General features: G+C 66.2%; 22 protein-coding genes. 15 read left to right on the top strand and 7 right to left on the bottom strand.

What is annotated here, in order from left to right; genetic code table 11:
* Positions 1–143: 143 nt before the first annotated feature.
* Genes ACIA75_RS18490 through ACIA75_RS18480 form a run of 3 tightly spaced genes read right to left on the bottom strand, consistent with a single transcriptional unit; the run spans position 144 to position 2,711 of the window.
* Positions 144–407 (bottom strand): transposase, encoded by a 264-nt coding sequence (locus ACIA75_RS18490; protein WP_397105281.1) that lies wholly within the window; start codon positions 405–407, stop codon positions 144–146.
* Positions 408–432: 25 nt separating this feature from the next.
* Complete coding sequence (locus tag ACIA75_RS18485) at positions 433–1,809, bottom strand: APC family permease (protein ID WP_397105279.1); 1,377 nt, start codon at positions 1,807–1,809, stop codon at positions 433–435.
* A 23-nt stretch (positions 1,810–1,832) separates the two neighbouring features.
* Positions 1,833–2,711, bottom strand: coding sequence for a carbon-nitrogen hydrolase family protein (locus tag ACIA75_RS18480; RefSeq protein ID WP_397105277.1), 879 nt, complete (start codon positions 2,709–2,711; stop codon positions 1,833–1,835).
* Between the two features lie 210 nt (positions 2,712–2,921).
* Between ACIA75_RS18480 and ACIA75_RS18475 the strand changes: the two genes are divergently transcribed.
* From ACIA75_RS18475 to ACIA75_RS18460, 4 genes are all read left to right on the top strand, one after another.
* Positions 2,922–3,818, top strand: a complete 897-nt coding sequence (locus tag ACIA75_RS18475) for a LysR family transcriptional regulator (protein WP_397105275.1) — start codon at positions 2,922–2,924, stop codon at positions 3,816–3,818.
* Positions 3,819–4,044: 226 nt separating this feature from the next.
* Positions 4,045–5,766 (top strand): hypothetical protein, encoded by a 1,722-nt coding sequence (locus ACIA75_RS18470; protein WP_397105273.1) that lies wholly within the window; start codon positions 4,045–4,047, stop codon positions 5,764–5,766.
* A 429-nt stretch (positions 5,767–6,195) separates the two neighbouring features.
* A complete protein-coding gene (locus tag ACIA75_RS18465) occupies positions 6,196–6,618 on the top strand; it encodes a hypothetical protein (RefSeq protein ID WP_397105271.1) in 423 nt (140 codons plus the stop codon).
* Positions 6,519–7,526: an NAD-binding protein gene (locus tag ACIA75_RS18460; protein WP_397105269.1), complete on the top strand. Its 1,008-nt coding sequence runs from the start codon at positions 6,519–6,521 to the stop codon at positions 7,524–7,526. The genes ACIA75_RS18465 and ACIA75_RS18460 overlap by 100 nt, the downstream gene beginning before the upstream one ends.
* A gap of 5 nt (positions 7,527–7,531) precedes the next feature.
* On the opposite strand, the gene ACIA75_RS18455 is transcribed toward ACIA75_RS18460, so the two are convergent.
* Positions 7,532–8,434: a LysR family transcriptional regulator gene (locus ACIA75_RS18455; RefSeq protein WP_397105267.1), complete on the bottom strand. Its 903-nt coding sequence runs from the start codon at positions 8,432–8,434 to the stop codon at positions 7,532–7,534.
* Positions 8,435–8,506: 72 nt separating this feature from the next.
* On the opposite strand from ACIA75_RS18455, the gene gabT reads away from it, so the two are divergent.
* From gabT to ACIA75_RS18430, 5 genes are all read left to right on the top strand, one after another.
* Positions 8,507–9,829: a 4-aminobutyrate--2-oxoglutarate transaminase gene (gabT, locus tag ACIA75_RS18450; RefSeq protein WP_397105415.1), complete on the top strand. Its 1,323-nt coding sequence runs from the start codon at positions 8,507–8,509 to the stop codon at positions 9,827–9,829.
* Entirely contained in the window at positions 9,826–11,079 is a 1,254-nt protein-coding gene (locus ACIA75_RS18445; RefSeq protein WP_397105265.1) for a Glu/Leu/Phe/Val dehydrogenase, read from the top strand. Before gabT ends, ACIA75_RS18445 begins: the two co-directional genes overlap by 4 nt.
* Positions 11,076–11,240, top strand: a complete 165-nt coding sequence (locus ACIA75_RS18440; protein ID WP_397105263.1) for a hypothetical protein — start codon at positions 11,076–11,078, stop codon at positions 11,238–11,240. The genes ACIA75_RS18445 and ACIA75_RS18440 overlap by 4 nt, the downstream gene beginning before the upstream one ends.
* Entirely contained in the window at positions 11,237–12,706 is a 1,470-nt protein-coding gene (locus ACIA75_RS18435; RefSeq protein ID WP_397105261.1) for an NAD-dependent succinate-semialdehyde dehydrogenase, read from the top strand. Before ACIA75_RS18440 ends, ACIA75_RS18435 begins: the two co-directional genes overlap by 4 nt.
* A 171-nt stretch (positions 12,707–12,877) precedes the next feature.
* Positions 12,878–13,729, top strand: a complete 852-nt coding sequence (locus ACIA75_RS18430; RefSeq protein WP_397105413.1) for an HpcH/HpaI aldolase/citrate lyase family protein — start codon at positions 12,878–12,880, stop codon at positions 13,727–13,729.
* Positions 13,730–13,993: 264 nt separating this feature from the next.
* Here ACIA75_RS18430 and ACIA75_RS18425 read toward each other — a convergent pair whose 3' ends face one another.
* Both ACIA75_RS18425 and ACIA75_RS18420 read right to left on the bottom strand, forming a co-directional pair.
* Entirely contained in the window at positions 13,994–14,890 is an 897-nt protein-coding gene (locus ACIA75_RS18425; protein ID WP_397105259.1) for a dihydrodipicolinate synthase family protein, read from the bottom strand.
* A 715-nt stretch (positions 14,891–15,605) separates the two neighbouring features.
* On the bottom strand, positions 15,606–17,108 hold the full coding sequence (locus tag ACIA75_RS18420; protein ID WP_397105257.1) for a PucR family transcriptional regulator: 1,503 nt from the start codon (positions 17,106–17,108) through the stop codon (positions 15,606–15,608).
* Between the two features lie 293 nt (positions 17,109–17,401).
* Here ACIA75_RS18420 and ACIA75_RS18415 point away from each other — a divergent pair, with 293 nt between their 5' ends.
* Positions 17,402–18,076, top strand: coding sequence for an MspA family porin (locus ACIA75_RS18415; protein WP_397105255.1), 675 nt, complete (start codon positions 17,402–17,404; stop codon positions 18,074–18,076).
* A 58-nt stretch (positions 18,077–18,134) separates the two neighbouring features.
* Positions 18,135–18,803 (top strand): MspA family porin, encoded by a 669-nt coding sequence (locus tag ACIA75_RS18410; RefSeq protein WP_397105254.1) that lies wholly within the window; start codon positions 18,135–18,137, stop codon positions 18,801–18,803.
* Positions 18,804–19,349: 546 nt separating this feature from the next.
* Here the strand turns inward: ACIA75_RS18410 and ACIA75_RS18405 are convergent.
* Positions 19,350–19,697, bottom strand: a complete 348-nt coding sequence (locus ACIA75_RS18405) for a transposase (protein ID WP_397105253.1) — start codon at positions 19,695–19,697, stop codon at positions 19,350–19,352.
* 368 nt (positions 19,698–20,065) lie between these two features.
* On the opposite strand from ACIA75_RS18405, the gene ACIA75_RS18400 reads away from it, so the two are divergent.
* The 4 genes from ACIA75_RS18400 to ACIA75_RS18385 are packed head-to-tail and all read left to right on the top strand — an operon-like array spanning position 20,066 to position 24,130.
* The gene (locus ACIA75_RS18400; protein WP_397105251.1) at positions 20,066–20,788 is read left to right on the top strand and encodes an SDR family NAD(P)-dependent oxidoreductase; all 723 of its coding nucleotides are present in this window, start codon (positions 20,066–20,068) and stop codon (positions 20,786–20,788) included.
* 32 nt (positions 20,789–20,820) lie between these two features.
* Entirely contained in the window at positions 20,821–22,122 is a 1,302-nt protein-coding gene (locus ACIA75_RS18395; RefSeq protein ID WP_397105248.1) for an MFS transporter, read from the top strand.
* Between the two features lie 11 nt (positions 22,123–22,133).
* A complete protein-coding gene (locus tag ACIA75_RS18390; protein ID WP_397105246.1) occupies positions 22,134–23,297 on the top strand; it encodes a C45 family autoproteolytic acyltransferase/hydolase in 1,164 nt (387 codons plus the stop codon).
* Entirely contained in the window at positions 23,294–24,130 is an 837-nt protein-coding gene (locus ACIA75_RS18385; RefSeq protein ID WP_397105244.1) for a polysaccharide deacetylase, read from the top strand. The genes ACIA75_RS18390 and ACIA75_RS18385 overlap by 4 nt, the downstream gene beginning before the upstream one ends.

Raw genomic sequence — 24,130 nt, 5'->3', positions numbered from 1 at the left:
CAACCAACTACCGGAGACCTCGCCATATCTCCAACTTCTCAACCCGGACAACGGGTTCCGCCCCTCAACTCACGGGCTTATGAAACGCGGCCTAGGACCCGTATTGCGGTGGAATGTCCCGCCACGGGCAACCGACACAGGGTTCACCACCGAATTCCGTCGATGATCTGTCGTTTCGTCCACGCGGGCGGACGTCCCGCTTTCTTGTGACGGGACAGCAGCAGCTGTAACCGCGCCCATTGCGCATTGGTCAGATTCGCGCGCCCCGCCACCGATACGCTGGCCATGAGGTCTTCGGTTTTAGTTGGTCGTTCAACCGACTTGCCGGAGACCTTGTCCAATTTGCCGACGCGGACAACATCTTTCGCGAAAAGGTCAGGTTGGGTGGCGCCGCTGAGCGGTGCCACCCCACCTGCTTCTTCGACGCAGACTCTAGGCGGTGGCTTTGTCCGTGGCAGCGGTGTCGTCGTCGAAAGCCATCTCCGGGGCCGCGGGGTCGTCGTCGAAAGCCATCTCCGGTGCGGGCCGGCGGAAGCCCTTGGTCAGAACAGCCAGATAGACAACGCCGACCGCCAACCATACGCCGCCGATCTGGAGCGCGACGTCATCGAGCCTCGTGAGCAGGTACACGGAGACGGCGCCGCCGATGACCGGCATCACCAGATAGGCGAAGAGGTTGGGGGTGCGGCCGTGCCTGCGCTGTCGGACCAGGTGGGCGATCACGCAGACGTTCACCACGGCGAAGCCGAGGAAAGCGCCGAAGTTGATGAACGAGGTCGCTGTCGTCAGGTCGAGTTTCATGGCGATGACACCGGCGGCCGCGGTCAACACCAGGTTGCCGACCGGGGTGCCGGTCTTCGCCGACAGCCTGCCGAATACGGCCTTGGGCAGTACGCCGTCACGTCCCATGACGTACATGAGGCGGGCGGCGGACGCCTGCAGGGCGATACAGGAGGCGATGGATCCGGCGATGGTGACGAAGTTGATGATCTCGGCGTACATCTCGCCGCCGACTTGGACCTTCAGGTGGTAGGCGGCCGCGTCGACGTCGGCGAACAACGCGCCCGGATGGACGAGTTGCATCACGAAGGACAGCACGATGAAGATCGCGCCGGCGGCGATGACGCACCCGATGATGCCTCTGCCGATCGTCCTCGCCCCGCCCTTGGCCTCCTCGCCCAGCGTGGAGACGGCATCGAAGCCGAGGAAGGAGTACGCGGCGATGGCGGCGGCCGCAGTGACCGCGCCGATCGAAGTGCCGGAGTTCCACAGAGCGTCCGTGGCGGGGGCGGAGGAGCCGTGCTTTCCGAGGAAGACGACACACAGGGTGGCGAAGAGGACCAGCGACCCCAGAGCGATGAACATCAGGACCTTGTTGACGCGGTCCGCGAGCTTCATGCCGAAGACGTTGATGGCGGTGGTGATGCCCACCGAAACGATCAGCCAGAACCATTTGGGTATGTCAGGGAATTGGGCGTTGAAGTAGATCGCCGTAATCAGCCAGCCGACCATCGGAATGAAGAAGTAATCGAGCAGCATCGCCCAGCCGGACAGGAAACCGATGCGGCTGTCGAGCATCTTGCGGGCGTAGGTGTAGACCGACCCTGCACCGGGCACGACGTGCGCCATCTTCGCGTAACTCAGCCCGGTGAGCAGCATCGCGAGGGTGGCGACGGCGAACGCCGTCGGGGCCACGCCGCCGCTGGTAGCGGCGACCACGCCGAAGATCGTGACAACGATACCGGGGGAGATATAGGCCAGGCCGAACAGGACGACGGAGAAGAGGCTCAGGTCGCCTTTCAGTCTCATGGAGTTCCCAGTTGTCTCGCTGTTCATCGTGCTGGCTCCTCGGTGGTACGGGCGGCGTTCCAGGTGGCGGGGTCGATACGGCCCCCGTACAGCGGGAGTTCGAGGGGCGCGTCACCAGGGCGGAACTGTTCCCAGACGCGGTTGAGGCCCGCGGTGCCGTAGTGGCGGACGTTGCTGACCTCGTCGAGGTCGATCACGTCGGTGAGAGTGGAGTCGCCGGCATCGACGGTTTCCGCGCGCACCGTGCCCTGTGGATCGACGACGAGGCTACGGCCGATCCCGGACGGGGCGGCGGAGTTGACGCTGGCGACGAAGACCTGGTTGGTGATGGCATTCGCGCGGCTCAGGACGACTTCCTGCGCGCGGTCGCTCGTAGGGGTGCGGACCACGTTGACGATCAACTCTGCGCCCATCCAGGCCAGATGGCGGGAGATCTCCGGGAACCAGGTGTCGTAGCAGATGGACAGTCCGATACAGCCGACCCCATCGAGGGTGACGACCTCGAACCGGTTGCCGGATGCGATCGTCTCATAGGGGCGCCACGGGCAGATCTTGCGGTACGCGGCGAGGCGCTCGCCCTTGGGCGAGTAGACGGGTGTCGTGTTGTAGACGCGACCGTCGGCGCCGCGTTCGTAGACACTGCCGGGTACAAGCCAGATGCCCAGGTCGCCCGCGAGGTCGGAGAGGACAGCGTCCCGTTTGCCGTCGAGCGGCTCGGCGGCCGTCTTCGGCGCAGCCGTAACGCCGGGGGCGCTCTCGCCGAGGTGTAGTTCTGGGTAGACGACGAGGGCGCCTGGTGCGCGCAGCTTCACGCGCCGCTCCACGTCGGAGGTGAAGCCTGCGAGGTCGTCGACCGGGCGGCCGGGCGCCTGGGCAAGGATCAGGGGCAGGGGGCGGGCCATGCGAGAAACACCAGCCAATCGAAAGTAGGGCTCTGGCGGGAGCAGTTGATGAAGGTTGATGCGCCGGGGCGTGTGCCGAGCGGCGGGGTCGAACGTGAGAACAAGCGTGGGCCGCGTCACATATAATTGCAAATACTTCATAGGGCTGACTTGCATGCCTTTGAGGCATGCGAGCGGTCATACCTCCCCCGTCTTTCGAGAGGCCATACCATGGAATTACGGGTGCTGCGCTACTTCCTGACCATCGTGGAGACCGGTTCGATCACCAAGGCCGCCGAGGAGGTCCGCGTCGCCCAGCCCTCGCTGTCGCGCCAACTGCGCGGCTTGGAGGCGTCGATGGGCATGACGCTCTTCGACCGCGGTGGCAAACAACTGATCCTGACCGCCGCCGGTCGGCGCTTCCTTCCGTTGGCCCGAGATCTGGTCGTCCGAGCAGACGCCGCCGAGGCCGCCGTCGGAGCACTTGTTTCCGGTCGCGCCATGCGGATCACCGTGGCGGCGCCGCCCACCACCATCACGGATGTGATCGCCCCGTTCCTGGCCACCTGGGGACCGGAGGATCCGCTCGTCACGGTGCAGGCGGAGAGCCCCGCTCGTGCGTACCAGGCCCTGGGCAGGGGCGCCGACGTAGCCATTTCCTCGGCGCCTCCGAGGCGCCGTTTGGCCGGGCTGCATGTCGCGCGTCTACCGCTGTGGGCCTATGTACGGGCCGACCACGCCTGGGCTGACCGGGACAGCGTCACGATCGCGGAACTCGCCGCGGCGCCCCTGATCGTCCTCACCCCGGCGCACGGCACCCGGCGCATCCTGGACCATGCCGTGCAGGACGCGGACGCCTCGTACGACATCGTGCTGGAATGCGACACCCCGCACGTCGCCCAGGCCATGGCGGCGTCGGGCCATGGAATTGCGGTGGTCTCCGACGATCCCCGCTTCGACCTGCACCCGCTGCTGATCCTCGATAGCGCGGGCGAGCCGCTGCAGATCCATCTGCACGCCGCGTGGGACCCCAGCCACTATGCGCTGCGCAGCATCGAGACCTTCGCCACGGGGCTGTCGCGCTTCTGCGTCGAGCAGTACGGGCCCCAGGTCACCGCCCACGGGTGAGCTGGACGTATACCTCGCGGGCAGCAGGTTCAGACCGGACAGGCATTGGACGGCGAGCCCGGCGGGCCCCAGGATGCGCGATACCCGTATCTGCTGGCCCGAGAGGACACGCACCGTGCCAAGACCCTTCTATCCCCGACGGCCGAGCCGTGCCATCGTCATTACCGTCGCACTCGCGGCGCTGTGCACCTTCTCACCACCGACGATCGCATCGCCCACTGAAGTCGTGCCCGTACCAGGCGATCCGCTCACCGGAAGCGGTGCGGTGAACCGGACCGAACTCACCGCCGGCCAACTCACCCAGGGCGCTGCCACGGACACGGTGCCTGACGGCGCCTTCGCGCTGCCCGCCCAGGCAGCACCACCCACCCACAGTTTCGAAGGCACCCTCACCCTCACCAGTCTCTCCACCACCGGCGGTTTCCGTGTACTGAAAGACCCGGCCGGATACGGAGATACGACACCCACCCGGCACCTGCCACCGGTCGACATCGCCCTCGTGCAGAACGGCAGCCACCTCGTCCCGGCAAAGCGCGGGCTGCAGTACACGAGGAGCCAGGCGTGGAACCTGGCGGTGGGCCCCGGCCGCGCGTGGAACGAGGACGGCGACGGCGACCGCACCCGCGCCGCACTGCCGTTCGCTCTCGTCGAGCGCAACGCGAACTGCGTGCACAACGGCGCCCTGACTTTCCTCTTCGACGCCACATCGGTCTCCGAAGTCCGCTACCAGATCACCACGGAGACCTGCGAATACTTCCAGTTCGACATGTGGGGCCAAGTACCGGCCGACTACCGGCCCGGCGCCGTCGACGGCGCCGAAAACCTGCGCAACGCGTACGCCTCCGAGGTCGGGGACCGGCTCCCGACCAAGCCCGTCTCGGCCCTGGCCACCGACTACCCGGACAGTGGGGTGGACGTTACGAAGTTCAGCACCGGGATCACGCCGGCCGCGCTGAGCACCTTCGGCTTCTACTTCGGCGGAGTGCATTATGCGGGCAACTGCCTGACCCGCCAAGGGGAGTACCCGTTCTGCGGCCAGATGCTGTTGCCTTCGTACTCGACCGCGAAATCGGCGTTCGCGGGAACAGCCATGCTACGTCTGGCGAAGCGCTACAGCCCTGCCGTGGCCCAGGAGTCGCTCGCCGACCGAATCCCCGAGACCGCCGGCAACACCGCCTGGAGCGGCGTCACCCTCGACCACACTCTCGACATGGCCACCGGAAACTACGTCTCGCCCGGCTACGAGACCGACGAATCGGGCCCCACCATGGCGGACTTCTTCGCAGCCGAGCCCTACACCGACAAGATGCGACTCGCCCTGTCCTTCCCGCGTAAGGCCAGCCCCGGCAGCCGGTGGGTCTACCACACCTCGGACACTTTCCTCGCCACCCGCGCGATGAACAACTACCTGCAGGACAAGGCCGGTTCGGACGCCGACATCTTCGACATGCTCCGGGACGACGTGCTCGAACCCGTCGGAGTCGGGCCCGACTCGCTCGTCTCCTCCCGCACCGACAACGGCCCCGGCGGAGCACCCTTCGGTGGGTACGGCATGTTCTGGACGCAGGACTCCGTCGCCCGGTTCGCCAAGTTCCTCAACAACGACCACGGCGCCGTCAACGGCACGCAGATACTCGACCCGGGACTACTCACGGCCACCATGCAACGCGACCCGGCCGCCCGGGGCATGACCACCACCGGCGCCAAGCCGATGAAGTACCAGAACGGCTTCTGGGGCCGGGAGTTCACCTCCGCCGACAACCCCGCCTACACCAGCCCCTTCTATGTGCCTTTCATGTCGGGGTACGGCGGCATCACGATCGCGATGATGCCGAACGGCGCCACCTACTACTACTTCAGCGACAACAACGAGTTCAGTTGGAGCGCCGCCGTCGCCGAGGCCGACAAGCTGGCGGCCATGTCCGGCGCGGCAGTTCCTGCGAGGTAGACCGCACCCTACGCACCCTTAGCGGCCTCGGATGCGCTTCCCCTGACAATGACCGTTGGCCGGGGTGTTGTGTCCTACCGAACTCTTCCAGCTTCGATAGGAGACTCCAGCCGGCCGACAAGTCGCTGAGGAACGGGTATTCAGACTCCTTCGCGCGCTCACGCTCCGGCCCGTCGGGTACTACAACCGACAGGCAGGAGCGTGCGTGCCTGGGTACGTCGCCGGCAGGCCCGACCAAGCGATGACGCACCCGACTTAACTGACAGCGTCTTTCTGGCCAGTCCGGCGTGGACCTGATCGTCGGCGCAACGCCGGTGGTGGAGAGCGGGACGTTCTGACACAGATCGCTCGACGGCTATGCCCGCCAGGCATCGGGTATGGAGGGAATCGGCATTGGACGGCATGGTTGCCGGACTCGATGATGAACGCATGAAGCCAGACGGCGGTACGACCCTGGTCATCGGTTCGCTGGAGATCGCGCGCGGCACCTGCGCCGCGCTCAGGGCACACGAGCAACGCGTGATCCACCTGCTCCAGCCCACCGAAACAGATATCCGTGCCGCAATTTCCGCCGGTGTCACCGCAGTGGCCATCGTGGTCCGCGGTGACGTCACCGCCCTGCGTTACGCATTGTTCGTGGAGCATCTCCTGCCGGAGGTACCGCTGATCGTCACGCTGTTCGATCGCACGGTCGCCGGCAACTCGTCCGCGCCGTACCCAATTGCCGCGTCACCTCGCCTGCGGATATCGCCGTGCCGTCGATCATCGGTGCGTGTGTTGGCGACGACGTCCTCGCCGTCGATCTGGACGCGAACGGCCCGTTCGTGCTCACCCGGGCGCCGGGCGGAGTGACCAGGACACCTTGGAGGCCAATACATTCCCGGCTCGGATCGCTCCGGAACGCCCTGGCCAGCCAAGCCAGGCCACACGACACCACCAGCACAATTCTCCTGGCGGGACTGGCTGGGCTGCTGCTGGCACTGGGCACCGACTGGCTCATCGCGATGACCGCTCTACACCACTCACCTGGCCAGGCCCTTTATGCGGCCGCCCGCATCGTGGCGACGGTGGGACCCGCCGATGCCGATGCCGACGCGCCAGCCTGGTACCTCGCGTTCGCCACCGCCACGATGCTGCTGACCATTGGCACCACGGCGTTGTTCACCGCCGGAGTCGTCAACCGGCTCCGCCCGCCTCGCAGTGTCAGCCTCATAGGCCGGCGCACGCTGCCCACCCGGGACCATGTGGTCGTAGTCGGATTGGGACAGGTCGGACTTCGTCTCTGTACGAACCTGCGCAGACTGCGGATCCCCGTCGTCGCGGTCGAACGAAATCCCCGCGCGACGAATCTGCGGCTTGCCCGCGAGGCCAACGTACCGGTTTTGATCGCGCACGCCGACGACCGCAACATTCTGCGCACGCTTTCCCTGCACCGTGCCCGCGCACTCGCCGCTATGGGCGCTGATGAGCTGGATAACGTCGCAGTCGCCATCACTGCCCTCTCGGTCGCCCCCGACCTTCGGATCGTGCTGCGCGCCGGCGAGAACGAGGTCATCGCCGAGACCCGGTCACTGTTCCACATCGGCGAAGTTCGTGACGTGACCGCACTGACGACCGCCGCGGTCACACTCAGTATCACCGGACAGCCCTGGCAAACGGTGTACGCCAGTGATCACGACCTGCTCGCTTACCCTGCGCTCGATTCGGCGTGTGCCGCCCTGGTGCGGTGCGAATGCGACGGGACTCCGGTCTCGAAGTAGTCCGTTCAGCTAGGTGGCAGGACATCGGTTCCATACCGCTGTCCGCAGAAAGTGCGGAGCCGGTCGGCGATGTCAGCGAGTGCCGTCGTGGCATGGTGCGCGGGATCCCAGGCGGCGTAGAGGGTGATCCGCAAGGGTCCATGGGCGCTGGTGATGTGGAGGGGGTGCAAGCCGAATCGGGGGTCGTCCGAGACGATCGCCGTACCGCGGTCCGCCGCGGCCAGTGCCTGCGCGACTTGGGCGTTGCCACATTCGATGATCTCGGGCGCGCCCAGACCGTTGGCCTCCAGCGCCTCGTCCAGGATTTGCCGTGGCCGTAGTGCCGGGTCGAGCACTATAAGCCGCTCCCCGAGCAGGTCCGGGAGGCTGATCGACTCGTGCCGGTGCCATCTGTGGCTGGGCGGCACGTAGGCCCACAGTGGCAGGACGGCCAGCAAACGCTGTCGCCAGGAGGACTCGGGAATACGCGTGACGATGGCGAGATCGGCGCCGCGGCGCAACGCCTCGGCATCAGTGGTCTCGACCACTGTCGGAAGCGGGTCGTGCGGTCCAAGCGTGGCCAGGAAGGGCGCGATCACATCATTGAGCGTCGTGACGGGGGCGGCGATGGTCAGGCGCACGAGGCGGCCGGCGGCGAAGTCCTCCGCGGCGGCCCGAGCGTCGTCGGCGTGGCGCAGCACCCCACGGGCGACCGGAAGGAACTGACGGCCCGCGGCAGTGAGTTCGAGCCGGCCGCCACCACGGGCGAACAGGGCAAGTTTGAGCTCGCGTTCGAGTTGCCGCACCTGCCGCGACAGCGCGGGCTGAGTCACGCGAACGACCTCAGCGGCGGCGCTGACAGAGCCATGTTCAGCGACGGCGACAAAGTACCGGAGGGTGCGTAGCTCCACCCGGGCAGTATGCCTCATCGGCATGCATTTGGAAGAAGATAGGCATTGGACCGCATGGGCCCAGACGCCGACGATAGGCTCATGACGACGATGACCGACCTGCGCCAGGCGCGACACCTGGCAACTGAGATTCCCGGCCCGCGCTCGCGTGCGCTGATGGCTCGCAAGACAGCCACGGTGGCAAGCGGGGTGGGCACGACCATGCCCGTGTTCGCGACGCGTGCCGGAGGCGGGGTGGTCGAGGATGTCGATGGCAACGTGCTGATCGACTTCGGCTCCGGCATTGCGGTGACCACGGTGGGCGCGAGCGCCCCCCGTGTGATCGAGGCGGTCCGTGAGCAGGCCGAGGCGTTCACCCATACCTGTTTCATGGTGACGCCGTACGAGAGCTATGTCGCGGTTGCCGAGCAGCTCGCCCGGCTGACCCCCGGCTCACACGAGAAGCGGTCGGTGCTGGTGAACTCCGGGGCGGAAGCGGTGGAGAACGCGGTCAAGATCGCTCGCGCGTTCACCGGGCGGCAGGCGGTGGTGGCCTTCGACCATGCCTACCACGGCCGGACGAACCTGACGATGGCGTTGACCGCGAAGTCGTTGCCGTACAAGCACGGATTCGGTCCGTTCGCACCGGAGGTCTACCGCGCGCCGTTGTCGTATCCGTTCCGGGACGGGTTGGACGGGGCGGCCGCGGCGCGCCGCGCGATCGAGGTGATCGAGAAGCAGGTCGGCACCCCTGCCGCCGTGGTGATCGAGCCGATCCAGGGTGAGGGCGGATTCATTGTGCCCGCGCACGGGTTTCTGCCCGCGATCGCCGCCTGGTGCCGAGCCAACGGCGTCGTGTTCGTCGCCGACGAGGTGCAGAGCGGATTCGGCCGTACCGGGCAGTGGTTCGCCAGCGAGCACGAAAATGTGGTGCCGGATCTGGTGGTCACCGCGAAGGGGATCGCCGGCGGTCTGCCACTGTCGGCCGTCACGGGCCGCGCCGAGATCATGGATGCGGTGCACGCCGGCGGCTTGGGCGGGACCTATGGCGGAAACCCGATCGCGTGCGCCGCCGCGCTGGCGGTGATCGAGACGATCGAGGCCGACGGGTTGCTCGACCGGGCCCGGCAGATCGAACGGCTGGTGACCGGCCGGCTGATCCGCCTGCAAGAGGCGGACAAGCGGATCGGTGACGTGCGCGGCCGCGGCGCGATGATCGCGCTCGAACTCGTTCACCCCGGCACCGGCGAACCCGACGCCGAACTCGCCCGAGTGGTATCGGCCGGCGCCCGCACGCGGGGCGTGATCGTGCTGACCTGCGGCACCTACGGCAACGTGCTGCGCCTACTGCCCCCGCTGACCATCAGCGATGAGCTGCTGCACGACGGTCTCGACATGCTGGCCGACGCCTTCCGCGCCGGCCTGAACTCATGAGCGCGCCGGCCGTCGGCCCGTTGGACGGGGCGCGCGAGCAGTTGGCCGATGCGGTGAAACTGCTCGGCTACGACCAGGGCACCTACGACTTGCTCGCCACACCCCGACGCGCGATCACCGTCAGCGTGCCGTTGCGCCGCGACGACGGGTCGGTGGAGCTGCTCACGGGACACCGGGTGCAGCACAACTTCTCGCGTGGCCCCGCCAAAGGGGGTGTGCGGTTCAGCCCGGACGTCGATCTGGACGAGGTCCGCGCCCTGGCGATGTGGATGACGTGGAAATGCGCGCTCGTCGACGTGCCCTACGGCGGCGCCAAGGGAGGCGTGCGAATCGATCCGCACCGCTACTCGACGGCGGAGCTGGAGCGGGTGACTCGCCGCTACACCAGTGAGATCAGCCCACTGCTCGGTCCCGACCGCGACATTCCGGCCCCTGATATCGGCACGGACGAGCAGACGATGGCGTGGATGATGGACACTGTCTCGGTTGCGCAGGGGCACACCGTGCTCGGCGCCGTCACCGGCAAGCCGGTCAGCCTCGGCGGTTCGCTCGGCCGTGCCTCGGCGACCTCGCGCGGTGTGGTACACAACATTCTCGCCGCATTGGAGTACCTCGGGATGGAGGCGCAGCAGACGACCGCCGCCGTGCAGGGGTTCGGCAAGGTGGGTCGCGGCACCGCGCGTTTCCTGGCCGAGTCCGGGGTGGGCTTGCTCGCGGCGAGTGACCAGCATGGCGCCGTGTACGCGCCCGGCGGGCTGGATGTTGCCGCATTGGAGTCGCATGTGGACACTTCCGGGACCGTGGTCGGGTTCGCGGGCGCCGAACCCATCGACGGTGCGGCGTTGCTGGAACTGGATGTCGATGTGCTCGTCCCTGCTGCGGTGGAAGGCGTGTTGCGGGCCGACAACGCGCCACGCGTGCGGGCACGGGTGATCGTCGAAGGGGCGAACGGGCCCACCACACCCGACGCAGACCGGGTGCTCACCGACGCCGGCTGTATGGTCGTGCCCGACATCCTCGCCAACGCCGGCGGGGTGATCGTCTCGTACTTCGAGTGGGTGCAGGCCAACCAGGCCTACTGGTGGAGCGAAGCGGAGGTCGAGGCCAGGCTCGCGGAGCGGATGCGGCGTGCCTGGCACGACGTCCGGACTCACGCCGCCGCCCACGGGATCACCCTGCGCACCGCCGCGACCTGCCTGGCCGTCGAAAGGGTGGCCCAGGCTCATCAGACGAGAGGGCTGTATCCATGAGCGAGTTCATTGTCGAAGACCCCGCAACCGGAGTGACCGTGGGCCGTATCCCCGATGGCGGCCCCGCCGAGGCCACTGATATCAACTCGGCGCTGGACCACCTTGCGGACGGATCCGCTATCCGTCAGATCATCCTGTTCGAGGAAGCAGACCAATCGTGACCAGTTCTACCGAGCAACGACTGCTCGGATCAATCCCGACCCGACTTCTGATCAACGGCGCGTGGCAGGACAGCGCGTCCGGTCTGAAATTCGCCGTCGACGACCCCGCCACAGGCGCTGAATTGACGACGGTCGCCGATGCGTCGGCGGTCGACGCCCGCGCGGCAATGGACGCGGCGGCCGGCGCGCAAGCGTCCTGGGCTGCGACCGCGCCTCGCGATCGGTCCGATATTTTGCGTCGTGCGTTCGAACTCGTCCGTGCCAACGCCGATGACTTTGCCCTGTTGATAACCCTGGAAATGGGCAAAACGCTGGCTGAAGCCCGTGCAGAAGTGAATTATGGGGCTGAATTCTTCCGTTGGTTCAGCGAGGAAGCCGTTCGCGCCGAGGGCCGATACACGCCCGCTCCTGACGGCAACGCCCGTCTCCTCGTCACCAAGAAACCTGTCGGGCCATGTTTGTTGATCACTCCGTGGAACTTCCCGCTGGCCATGGCCACCCGCAAGCTCGCACCCGCCATCGCCGCCGGATGCACCTCCATCATCAAGCCGGCACCCCTGACGCCACTGACCACGCTCCTACTTGCCGAGATCATGATCGAGGCGGGCGTCCCGGCAGGGGTGGTCAACGTCATCCCGACATCAACAGCCGCAACCACTGTCGCCCCTGTGATCGCCGACCCGCGTTTGCGGAAGCTCTCGTTCACCGGCTCGACCGCAGTCGGTCAGAAGCTGCTTGCGCAGGCCGCACCCACTGTTCTGCGCACCTCGATGGAGCTCGGCGGAAACGCACCGTTTCTGGTCTTCGAAGACGCCGACCTCGATTCCGCGATCGAAGGTGCTCTCGCAGCGAAACTTCGAAATATCGGTCAAGCGTGCACCGCTGCCAACCGGTTCTACGTTCACGAAGACATCGCCGAGTCTTTCGTTGCGAAACTCGCCGAGCGGTTCACCGCGAAGCGGATTGGTCGGGGCACCGGGGACGGTATCGAAATCGGGCCTCTTATCGACGAAACCAGCCGCTCGAAAGTGCACGGGCTCGTCGAGGAAGCGCTTCGTTCAGGCGCGACCGCGATCGCAGGTGGAGCACCCCTGCCCGGGCCGGGCTGGTTCTACCCGCCGACCGTGCTCACGAACGTACCCGTGGGGGCGCGCATCCTGAACGAAGAAATCTTCGGGCCGGTCGCGCCGATCGCCACGTTCCGCACCGAGGAACAAGCTATCGCTCTGGCTAACGCCACCCCCTATGGACTCGCGGCATACGCCTATACGAACGATCTGTCGCGCATGCTCCGTCTCACAGAGCAATTGGAGACCGGAATGCTGGGAATCAACGCCGGTGTCATCTCCAACCCCGCAGCTCCGTTCGGCGGAGTCAAGCAGTCCGGTCTGGGGCGAGAAGGCGGACGCGAAGGAATCGAGGAATACCTCGAGACCACCTACGTCGGAATAGCAAACCCTCGCTGACACGGTATAAACCCGCTCCGCGTACTCGCGGGGTGTGTGCCAGTCGTGTGCGCAAAGGCCGGGCGCCACCTCGAGCCCGGCCTCCAGCATCATGTCCCAGCCGCAAAAATTGTGAACCGTGCTTCCTCGTGCCCGGCAGTCCATCAGCGCAGCGAAAGGCGCATCGTGACGATTGACGTGACCAACGTCCCGCCCCCCGGCAAAAGGCGGTGGCGGCCGCCACCGGCCAACGCCAGGTCATGGCTGCTCGTACCCGCAAGCAAACCGGAGTTGTTCGCCGAGGCCGCCGCCTCGGAAGCCGACGCAGTAGTGCTCGATCTCGAGGACGCTGTCGTGCCCGCCGCGAAGCCGGCGGCACGCGAAGCGGTCGCGCGCTGGGTGGAAGCCGGCAACCGGACCTGGGTGCGCATCAACGATGTGACCAGCGCCTACTGGGATGAGGACGTGAGACTGCTGGCGTCTCTACCCGGGATCGACGGAGTGGTGCTCGCAAAAACTGAGAACCCGGCGCAGGTCGAAGCGACTGCTGCTCAGTTGGCAGCGGGCACGAAGATCATCGCCTTGCTCGAGTCCGCTCGTGGAATCGAGACCGCCATCGAGATCGCCGACGCCGCGAGCACCTTCCGGCTGGCATTCGGCAGCGGAGACTACCGCCGCGACACCGGCGTCGCCGACCTCGCCATCGCGATGGCATACCCCCGCAGCAGGCTGACCATTGCGAGTCGTATCGCGGGATTACCGGGACCGATCGACGGACCGTCGCTGGACCGTGCCCAGGACGCCCTCGCCGAGGCCGCACAATCGACAGTCCACATGGGCATGACCGGAAAACTCTGCATGCACGTCGACCAGGTAGCTGTCGTCAACCAGAACCTCGCTCCGTCACGCAACGAGATCATCTGGGCGCAAGAAGTATTGGAGCGACTGGGTCCCGATGGTTCCGGAGTCGAAGACGGCAGTGACATGCCCCGACTTGCCCGTGCACGCAAGATCGTCGACCTCAGCCAGACATTTTCACCCTGACCGACCCGTGCACACGTCGAGGTAGTCGAGCTTTGTGCGGCCCACCGAACAACTGGAGCCGATACCCCTTCGCTGTAGCCCCTCGAAACCGACGCCGGCAGAAGTCTGAGCAGTATCTCGAAGTCGAGCAGCAGTTGAGGGCGGGCGTGAGCCAGCCCTCAACTGCTACAGAGCCATAGATTGATGGTGGCGATGTCCAGTGCGGCGAGGTGCCGGACAGCGAATTTGTCGAACCTGGCCGCCACGGCGCGATGTTGTTTGAGCTCACGCCCCGCCCAGGCCCAGGTCTTCGAGAACAGTGATGAGTCCGCGGCGGGCCTCGGGGGCGAGGCCACGCAGCGGCAGGGGCAGGTTCACCTCGGCCGTGCGTTGCAGGTGGGAGGCGGCAGCGGACATCACGCGCAGGCTGCCGTGTCGGCGGAACAGTTCCCACAATGGTTCGAGACGGTCGGACAGGGCCGTGGCGCGTCCGGCATCTCCGTTGCGTGCTGCGCGGGTGAGGGCGAGCGCTGTTTCGGGGAACAGCCCGCCGAGGACCGAGTACCACACATCGCATCCGGCGTTCAGTCCGGTGGCCGCCGCCCAGTCGCCGCTGATCCCGATGGTCACCGCCTCCGGGACCCGTGCCCGTAGTGCCTGGACACGCTGCTCGGCGGCGGCCGGGTCGCCGGGCGGGGGCGGGATCTTGATGGAGGCGACCTGTGGCAGTTGAGCGATGCGGGCGTGGAGTTCGTCGGTGAAGTGGATGTGGGTGGTGCCGGGGTTGTCGTAGACGCACAGCGGCACGGACAGCTCCTGGGAGACGGCCTCGTACAGGTCGAAGACTTCGTCGTCGGTGAGGGGCTGGTAGGTCATCGGTGCCAGCAGCACGGCCGCCGCGCCCGCTGCCTGCGCATCCTCGGCAAGCGCGAGGATCTGGGAGGTACGCAGCGCGCCGATCCCGACCATAACCGGTGTCCCGTCAGCGACGTCTACGGCGATCCGCGCCGCCTGGGCACGCTGGTTGCGGGAGAGGTAGGCGTAGCCGCCGGTGGAGCCGAGTGCTCCGATGGAGTCCACCCCGGCCTGGGCGAGGTAGCCGACGAGCTGGGCGTAGGCGTGTTCGTCGATGCCGGACTCGCTGGTTGGGGTGAGCGGGAAGGCGCTGAGGCCGGTGAACATGGCAGAGGGGTCCCTTTCGCGCAGTGCGGTCGAGACGGCGACCGGACGAACCGGTCCGACTATATGCGGCCCATGTCCACCATCATGGTCCGACGACCTGCCCCGCGCCGAGACCCGAGTCGACCCACCACCAGTCGACCGGTCAAAACGCATGGCCCATTTGGGCTACCGTGACTTTTCTCCCAGATGTTCCCGGCCCCCATACCGCGCGTCCCACGAGGGTGATGGAGCGGTCGATCAGGGTGGGTCTCGGTCGAATGGGCGTGTCAGTACCTCCGTAATTCGCCACCCTGATCAACAGCCTCGAGATCCCGGCCCACGACCTCCCCACCGAGCACTTCTGACACGCCCAGCGTCCGGACACTCCGACCGGGGTGACGCCGAAATTCACGGATAGGCCTCCCCCGGATCGGCCCCGAGTAACGCCAAAATTCACCGATAAGTGATGTCAGAATTCGCACTTACGGCCATCGATGACGGGAACAGGCCCGCAACCACCTGTAGCGAGTCCGCCGAGTTGCGCGATCCTCGCCGCCGGATCCGGTTGCCCGAGCAGGAGAACGAGGCTCTGCGCCGCGCGGCCCGCCTATCTGTCCCAGGCTCAGATACCGGAAAAGGTTCCGCCCGCTCCTGAAAGAGGTTGCTGCCGAAGGGACCTCCTGGCCGGGGCAGGCCGGGTGCTGCACCCCCTGCACGAGCCAGGGCGAGCGGGCCTCTACCGCCGCCCGGAGCCGCCACCAAGCAGCTCGAGTTCGAGCCACAACTCCGCTCGTGTGGTGGGCGAGTCGAGATCCACGCCGAGCAGTTTTCCGATCCGATCCAGCCTCCGGCGCAGTGTATGCCGGTGGACACCCAGTGCTGTCGCCGCGGGATCGATGGCGCCATTGTTGGCCAGCCATACCTGCAAGGTTTCACGCAGCAAGTGTGGATCACGACTCTTGGCATCGATCAGTGCAGCCAGCCGCGACTCCGCGTGCGCTCGAGCCAGCTCGTGATCGAGGCATGCCACCAACCCCATCGCGCCGATTTCCGTAAAGAAGATCGGCTTGCCGCGCGCAGTCGTCGCCCGGACAGCCTGGTGACTCTCGCGTCTCGCGCGCTCGATCTGGTCCCAACCCCCCGACGTAGAGATTCCGACGTGCAGGTCAGGGACTGTACTCAACCGGTGCACCAGCATGTCGAGTGCTTCTGCACCGGCGACGACGCATAGGTCGTCATCGAGCAGCGCGAACGCGGCAGATCCTCGCTGACATCGTTGGAGTGCACGCGCGCCCGCACGGGTGGCTGCAGGCTCCCCCTGTGCACAGATGACGACAACCGGCGGCGTGGGTAGGCCGCCCCACAACTCCGCGGCCAGTTCGGTAACCGGCGCGACTTCACCATCGAGAATCAGCCGCAATACGGCGCCACGAGCTCCCGAAAGCGCCCGCCAGGCCTCGTCGCCGCGGCGCATATGGGAGGTGAGCAGTGCTGCAGCCACCGTGATGACACCGTGGTCGAGCGAACCGACGACCCCCTCGCGGCTCGCGACCAGATGGCCGAGGACATCGCCGTCGGCGGCGGCGAGCGGCCGAGAGATGAAGTCTTCGCCGCCTTCAGCGGCAAAGACGACCTCGCGGGGACGTGCGGTGCGTGCGGCAGCAGTCTGTTCGACGGCGCGACGCGCTCCTGGATGCGACGCGTCGATGATTTGACCCGAGACATCGAGGAGGGCGATTCGTCCTCCAATGAGCTGAGAGGTGCGTCGAATCAGCGCCGCACTGCCCTCACCGACCAACGTCGCGTGGATCAAACGGCGCTGGTCGCGATAACTCTGCTGCAGTCGAGCGTGATCATCGGAGGATAGCGCTTGCGCGACGGCCTTCTCGACATGGATGAAGGGAACGTCGAGCGGTACTTCGAGCAGCGGTAGCTGCTCGTGCTCGGCCGCTCGGACATATGCGTCCGGGATGGTGTCGTGCCCGAGACCAGTGCCGAATCCGACCGCAGCAACACCTTCCTCCACCAGCCGCCTGACGCGTCGTCCGATCTCCCCTGGGTCGTCGGGTAACGACAGGCCTGTCGTGAGCAGCAGTTCACCACCTGCGAGAAACGCGGTCGGATCCTCGAGTTCCGATACATGCGCCCAGCTGAGTTCCCGATCGTCATTGTCCTCGCCGGCACGGAGGATCAACTGAAAGTCTCGGAGGCTGCAAAGCTGTCGAACAGTGATCGGCACCACTCGATTGTGCCATCTTGGCCCATAATGCATCGAAGTTGTCCAGTACGGCCACTGGCACCCTGAATTGCTCACAGGGAAACTCGATGCACCGGTTTCGAAAAGTACCGGTGAACAACTACCCACCCTTTCACCCAACCGTCGCGACGTGGACGAGTCACCCCAACTCACGTCGTTGTCTCGGGCTGCCCCTTGCGCTAACTCTGCCTGTCGCCGCGTGTGAGCACTCATGCGGAATTCGGCTCAGATCAGTTTGCCATGCGCTGCTGCAGCAAAGAATGCGATGAGGAAATATGAAAGCGACCCAACATCCTGCGATTCGTTCCGCCGCTGCTCGTGCCGGCGCGGGCGCTGCCGTAATGGTTGCCGTCGGCCTGTTGTCGACCGGTGCCGCCAATGCCGACACCTTTGTACCTCTGCCCGATGACCAGAAGCTCGGCCCGGGTGTCACCATCACCCGAACCAGTGAGAGCGCTCTGATCTCTCCGTCGCTCGCAGCCAATGGCGCGGGCCGCGTCGTGTGGGTTTCCGGCAATGCGACAGCCGACGTCACCGCCACCCCGGAAGGGGAGGTCGGTCCGCACAACGGGCCGACGGGAGCCGATGGCACCAACAACTCCTCCACCCATGGCGCCTCGCAACTGAACACCGGATACATCGTGGGCTGCCAGGTCGCCATCGGTGATGACGCCATCTCGGCAGGACTGTCGGTGGGTGTCGACATGAGCGGCGGGAACGTCGGCGGTTCTGTCGGGGTGAACTTGGGTCCGGGCGAGGTGAAGTTCGTCCAGATCGATTTCAAAGACATCACCGAACCGGGCAAATACTCGGTGGAGTACCAGGACGCCGAGATCGCGATCCAGGGTTGCGCCGGTTACGCCCAGGCACGCGCCTACACCGTCGTCGAGATCATCGGTGACCACTACTCCAAGACCACCCTGTACGGCCAGCCGTTCAGCATCGGCTGATTACCCGCTTTTGTCGGCAGTTCCCAGTGATGTGAACACAACACCCAAGAGGCAAGACATGATCACAGGTAAGAATCTCGCACGGCTGGCCGGCGCTGGTGCCGCCGCTACCATCGCCGTGGGCCTGCTCTCCACCGGCGCCGCCCACGCTGACACCTTCGTTCCACTGCCGGGCGGCGAAATCGTCAAGACGCTGTCCGACGGCACCGTAGTGACCGTCCGCCTGGCCGGTGAGTCGGCCACTATAAGCTCGTCCATGGGCGCCACCCCGGTGCACCGCAACGCTTGGGTCTCCGGGTCCGCGCAGATCGAACTGTCCGGTGCCGACACAGGAGCCAGCGCCGGCATCTTCCCTGGCTACACCGTCGGATGCCAGGCGAACATCGCCGGCGGCGGCGTCAATGGCGGCGCCGCCGCCAGCGTCGACACCGAGGGCTCTGTCAGCCCGAGCGCAAGTTCCGGAGGGTCCCTCTCCCTCGGCCCGGGCCAGGCGCAGTCGTTCTACGTTCTCGACCTCGAGCGGCCCGACGGCTACGGCAACGAGTCACACAAGACCTACAACTGGCTCTCTCGCAGCACCGGATCGGTGACCTGGTCCGACGAAACCATCGGCCTCAGCGGCTGCGGTGGCTACGCCCAGGCCCGCGCCTTCGTCTCCGTCGAGGTGATCACCGATAGCGTGACCACCTGGATAACCTTGTGGGGCCAGCCCTTCAGCCTCGGCTGATTCGAATTACCGCCGCGCTTCGGCAGCGTAACCGGCCGGCCGATTGGTCGGTCCGGCCGGTTACGACCATGGCTCAGTACAGCTCAGCTTCGCTGGACAGCTGAAGGACCGGTCAGGCACGGTCGTCGGCACCGCAGTGAAGACCAGCCTCGAACAGGGCTGAGACACAGGCCATTCAGGGCGGTCACTCTCCAATCGTCACAGCGTCGATGTCGACATCTCCGGACTCCGGCACGTGGAGCCACGGAGTAGGTCTTGCCTGCTGATCGACGCGTTCAGGGATCGTCGCGGCAATCCCACGACTGCGCAGATGAGCGCGGATCGAACGAGGCGAATTCCCTTTGTCGGCCAGCCCTCGCCGTGGTCGCTTCCAGAATTGGCCTCCACCAGGTTTCGGCATCCAGATCCCGGCCATCACCTGGGTGGACATAGTGCAGTCGTTGAACGTTGCCCGCAGTCAGCACGATTGTCAACGGCCGACCGCGGCCATCACACGCCAGATGGATTTTCGTAGTCGGACCACCACGCGAGCGTGCGATGATGTGATCAACTGGTTCGCTGTGCCTGCACCCGGATCGGTTGTCCCCCTGTCTGAACCACCCGTGTCCGAGCACCCGCAGCGTGCTGATGAACCCTCGCCAACGAGGAATCCACCGACACCTCCCAGTCGAGTTCATCGACCGCTTCCGCGACGACTCGCACATTCGCGACAGCATCGCCAAGGTCCCGTTGCGGAACTACCGCCAGAAACCGGTTGTAGACCGTATTCCACTGCCCGTACCGTTCGGGCAGATCCCGCCATGCCACCCCGGTCTTGGCCTTGTAGAGCATCGCGTTGATCACTCGCCGGTTATCGACCCGCGGACGCCGTTTCCCCCTCGAGACCGGCAACAACGGCTCGATCGTGCGTCACTGATTCTCGGTCAGCTCATGCCTACGCGTCACGACCACACATCATTCACCGCTCGGTCTCCGGCGGGACGTTACAGGTAGCTAACCCTGATCAGGAACCGCGGCGTACAGATCAGTCGACAGTTGAATACGCGAGCTCACCAGCCCGGACCCCAATTGGTATCGCTGCGACGGCCAGACCGCCGAGTACGCCTCCGGCGGGCAGAATCCAGTCGCCCGCCACTTCGAGCTCCATGTGCGGGTGTTCGTAGGCAGGTCTTCCGCATCGGTCGAACGACCGATGTCCGACCTGCTGGGCCGACCCTACTGTTCTCGACACCGTCGCCGACCAAGACGAACGAGGAGTCGCAGTGAACAGCAAGATCGCAGTGGTGACCGGCGCGGCCGGAGGCATCGGTGCCGTGTTCGCCGACCGGCTGGCGGGGCTCGGCGCGACCGTGGTGCGCGTCGACATCGACTACGGCACCGAAACCGACGACCAGCTGCATCTCGACGTGGCGGATCCCGCGTCGTGGGGCCGGCTGCGGGATCTGATACACGAGCGGTTCGGGCCGGTGGACCTGCTGGTGAACAACGCCGGAATCAGCGCTCGGGCGGACCTGCTCACCACCACCGACGAGGACTTCACCCGCGTGCTCGCCGTGAACGCCTTCGGTCCCTGGCGGGGCATCAAAACCTTTGCCGACGACCTCGCGCACACACGCGGCGCGGTGATCAACGTCGGCTCGATCTACGGGGTCACGACCCCACCCATCGGCGCGGAGACCATTCCCTCGTCGGTGGCCTACCAGATGAGCAAGGCCGCGGTGCACCAGCTGACCAAGATCGCTGCGGTGGAACTGGCACCGCGCGGGATCCGCGTGAACGCGGTGCTACCCGGGGTGTTCCGCACTCCCCTACTCGACCAGCTCCCGTCGGCGGCACTGGACGCGCGGGTCTCCGGCGCACCGATGTCGCGACCAGGCGAGATGGACGAGCTGGCGAACGCACTCGCGTTCCTCTCCGGTCCCGAGTCCTCATTCGTCACCGGTGTCCTGCTGCCCGTCGACGGCGGCTACCTGGCCGCTTCCTGAACCCCACCAGCCCCTCCCGAAAAGCGAATCCCATGACGGCACAACACACCAGACCTGCGGCAACCGGCATCCGCCCCGGGCTCAAGCTCCGCGCGGTCATCGCCGGCAGTGTCGGAAACCTGCTCGAGCAGTACGACAACCTCGTCTACGCATACTCGACCGTGTACCTGAGCGCCCATTTCTTCGTGGGCGGCTCCACTTCGACCCTGCTGTCCACATTCGCGGTATTCGCAGTCGGCTTCCTCGCCCGGCCACTCGGAACCGTCGTGTTCGGCCACATCGGCGACAAACTGGGCCGGCGGCCCGCACTTCTCGCCAGCGTTGTCCTCATGGGCACGGCGACTGTCCTCATCGGACTGCTACCGGGCTATCAGACGATCGGCGTCGCCGCGCCCGTGCTGCTGGTGGTGCTGCGACTGCTCCAGGGGTTCGCCGTCGCCGGCGAGTGGGCAGGGTCCGCCGCCATGCTCGTGGAATACGCCGCCCCGCGGTCGCGGGGCCGCTACGGCAGCCTCAACCAGGTCAGCACCGCGGCGGGCTTCCTGGTCGCCACTGCCGTCGTCGCCCTGAACTCATTGTTCTGGAGCGAGGAGGGCATGCTCGACTTCGGCTGGCGGGTGCCGTTCCTGATCGGCGCCGTGACCGCGTTCGTCGCGCTGCTGCTGCGGTTCGGCCTCGAGGACACGCCCGCCTACCAGTCGCAGGAGGCGGCGGGCACCACGAGCGACAGCCCGCTTCGACTGGCTTTCCGCACCCAGAAGATCGCGATGGCACGCGGCTTCTTCTTCACCGTGAGCTGGACGGTGGCCTACTTTTTCTTCCTCACCTACCTGCCGACCCATCTGCGCACGCAGGTCGGCTTGGATTCGAGCACGGTCGAGGCGTCGAACATCGTGGGACTCGTTGTGCTGACGGTCACGATCTTCGGTTTCGGCGTCCTCTCCGACCGGGTCGGGCGAAAACCGCTGCTGCTCATCGGTTCCGGCGGGTTCGTGCTCCTCAGCTTTCCGGTCATGTGGCTGTTCCAGACCGGAAGCGTCGCGGGTGCGTACTTCGGTCAGGTGCTGATCGCGCTCGTCCTCGCTGCTTTCTCCGGTCCCGGCCCCGCCGCGCTCGCCGAACTGTTCCCCACCAACGTCCGGTACTCGGCACTGGGCATCGGCTACAACTTCTCCGTCATGGCCTTCGGCGGCACGGCGGGATTCATCGCTACCGCACTTATCGGCGTCACGGGCAACGCACTGGTTGTCGCCGCACTCCCCACAGCTGCGGCAGTCATCACCTTCGTCACGGTGTGCTCGATGCCGGAAACCTACCGAATCGAACTGAAATGAGACCGACCACCATGAGCAAAGACAGCAATCCACGACTGATCGTCGTGCAGGGGAGCTACCGGCAGATGGGCGAGGACCTCGGCACGCGCACGGCCGATCTCATCGCGCGCAGCCTGGACACCTATGTAGGCCGGTTTCACGACGACGCCGGACTCAGCGACGCGGACATCGACCGCTGGGGCCGGGTGTACCTCGACGTCGCCGCCTCCTACTCCCCCGAGATCGCCGCGATGCTCGACGGCATGGCCGCGGGTTCCGGACACCCCGCGCACCGACTCGCCGCGCTCAACGCACGCACGGAATTGCTGTACGGTGCAGGCTACCGCGACGAAGGGTGCACGTCGCTGTCCGTCCTGCCCCGATACACGGAGAACGGCCACACCCTGCTCGCCCAGAACTGGGATTGGCATCCCGAACAGGCAGAGGTGACGTTCCTGCTGGCCACCCGCGACGAGACCGGTTTCAGCGTGCTTTCGCTGACCGAGGCGGGCATGCTCGCCAAGAGCGGCCTCAACTCCGCAGGGCTCGGCGTGTGCGCCAACCTGCTGGTCTCCGACCTGGACCGCGGCGGTGCCGGCGTGCCCTACCACTACCTGCTGCGCGGGGCGCTGCAGGCGAAGACGATGTCCAGCGCCCACAAGATGCTGCTACCCGTCGAGAGGATCTCCTCCGGCAACGTGCTGCTCGCCGACGCGGGCGGCGAATCCATCGATTTCGAGCTCGCGCCCGGAGTCTTCGGCACCCTGGTTCCCGAAGGCGGTCTGCTGACCCACTCCAACCACTTCCAGGCACCGTTACCCCTGCAGGACCGAAAATCCGTGACAAGCGCACTCACACTGTCCCGTCCGGCCCGGGCCAGACACCTGCTCGAACCCGCGCTCGAGGAACGCCGGGTGCAGGTGGCGGACATCGTGGCGACGTTACGCGACGAGTGGTCCTATCCGGACGGCATCTGTCGCCACGCGGATCCCGAAGTCCCCGCCGCCGAACGCATCAGCACGGTCCATTCCGTGGTCATGGACCTGACCGACCGGGTGCTGTGGATCGCGCCCGGTCCCCCGAGCAGCCACGGATACGCACGCTGGCACCTTGACACCCTCTTCGACAACCCATGCGACGCGCCGCTGGAGTTCCTGCCCGACACGCCGTACACCCCCGAGGAGCTGCCCGTATGAGCCGTGGAACTGTCTGCCTGACCTTCGACTTCGACGCCATCTCACTCTGGATTGCGCGCGGCCAAACCACACCTGGTCCGATCTCCCGAGGAGAGTTCGGCGCATACGCAATCGACCGCATCCTCGCACTGCTGCGCCACACCGAGGTCCCGACCACATTCTTCATCCCAGGGCACACGCTGGAGACCTATCCAGCGCAGTGCGCGGCCATCGCCGAGGCGGGACACGAGATCGCACTGCACGGCTACGCGCACGAGGCGGTGACAACTTTGGACAGAGACGCGGAGATGGCAGTGAACCGGCGCTCGGCCGAGCTGATTGCAAAGCTGACCGGGCTCCCGCCTGCAGGGCACCGCACCCCGAGCTTCGATTTTACCGACAACACGGTCGCGATTCTCACCGAGCTCGGCATCGAATACGACTCGTCGTTGATGGGCACCGACTTCGAGCCCTACCTCGCGCGGTCCGGTGACCGGTGCGAGGTCGACGGCCCGTTCCGCTTCGGCGACACCGCACCGGTGGTTGAACTACCCGTCTCCTGGACGCTGGACGACTACCCGCACCTGGAATTCGTGCGCACCACGCAGTTCGTTTTGCCGGGGCTCCAGGACGCAGCGGCCATGTTCGCCCGATTCCTCGGCGATGTCCGCTACATGGCGAACACCATCGCGGAAGGCGTCACAACCGTGACGCTGCACCCGCAGGTCATCGGCCGAGGTGCGCGAATGGTCGCGCTCGAGCAATTCATCACCGACTGCCATGAGCTCGGCGTCGTCTTCGAGCGGTGCATCGACGTCGCCCGGCGAGTCCGGCCCGCTCTGCTGGGAGGCTGA

This window comes from Nocardia sp. NPDC051750, assembly GCF_044453135.1.
Lineage (GTDB): Bacteria > Actinomycetota > Actinomycetes > Mycobacteriales > Mycobacteriaceae > Nocardia.
The sequence above is the reverse complement of the archived record's forward strand: the minus strand, read 5'-3'. Positions and strand labels throughout refer to the sequence as shown.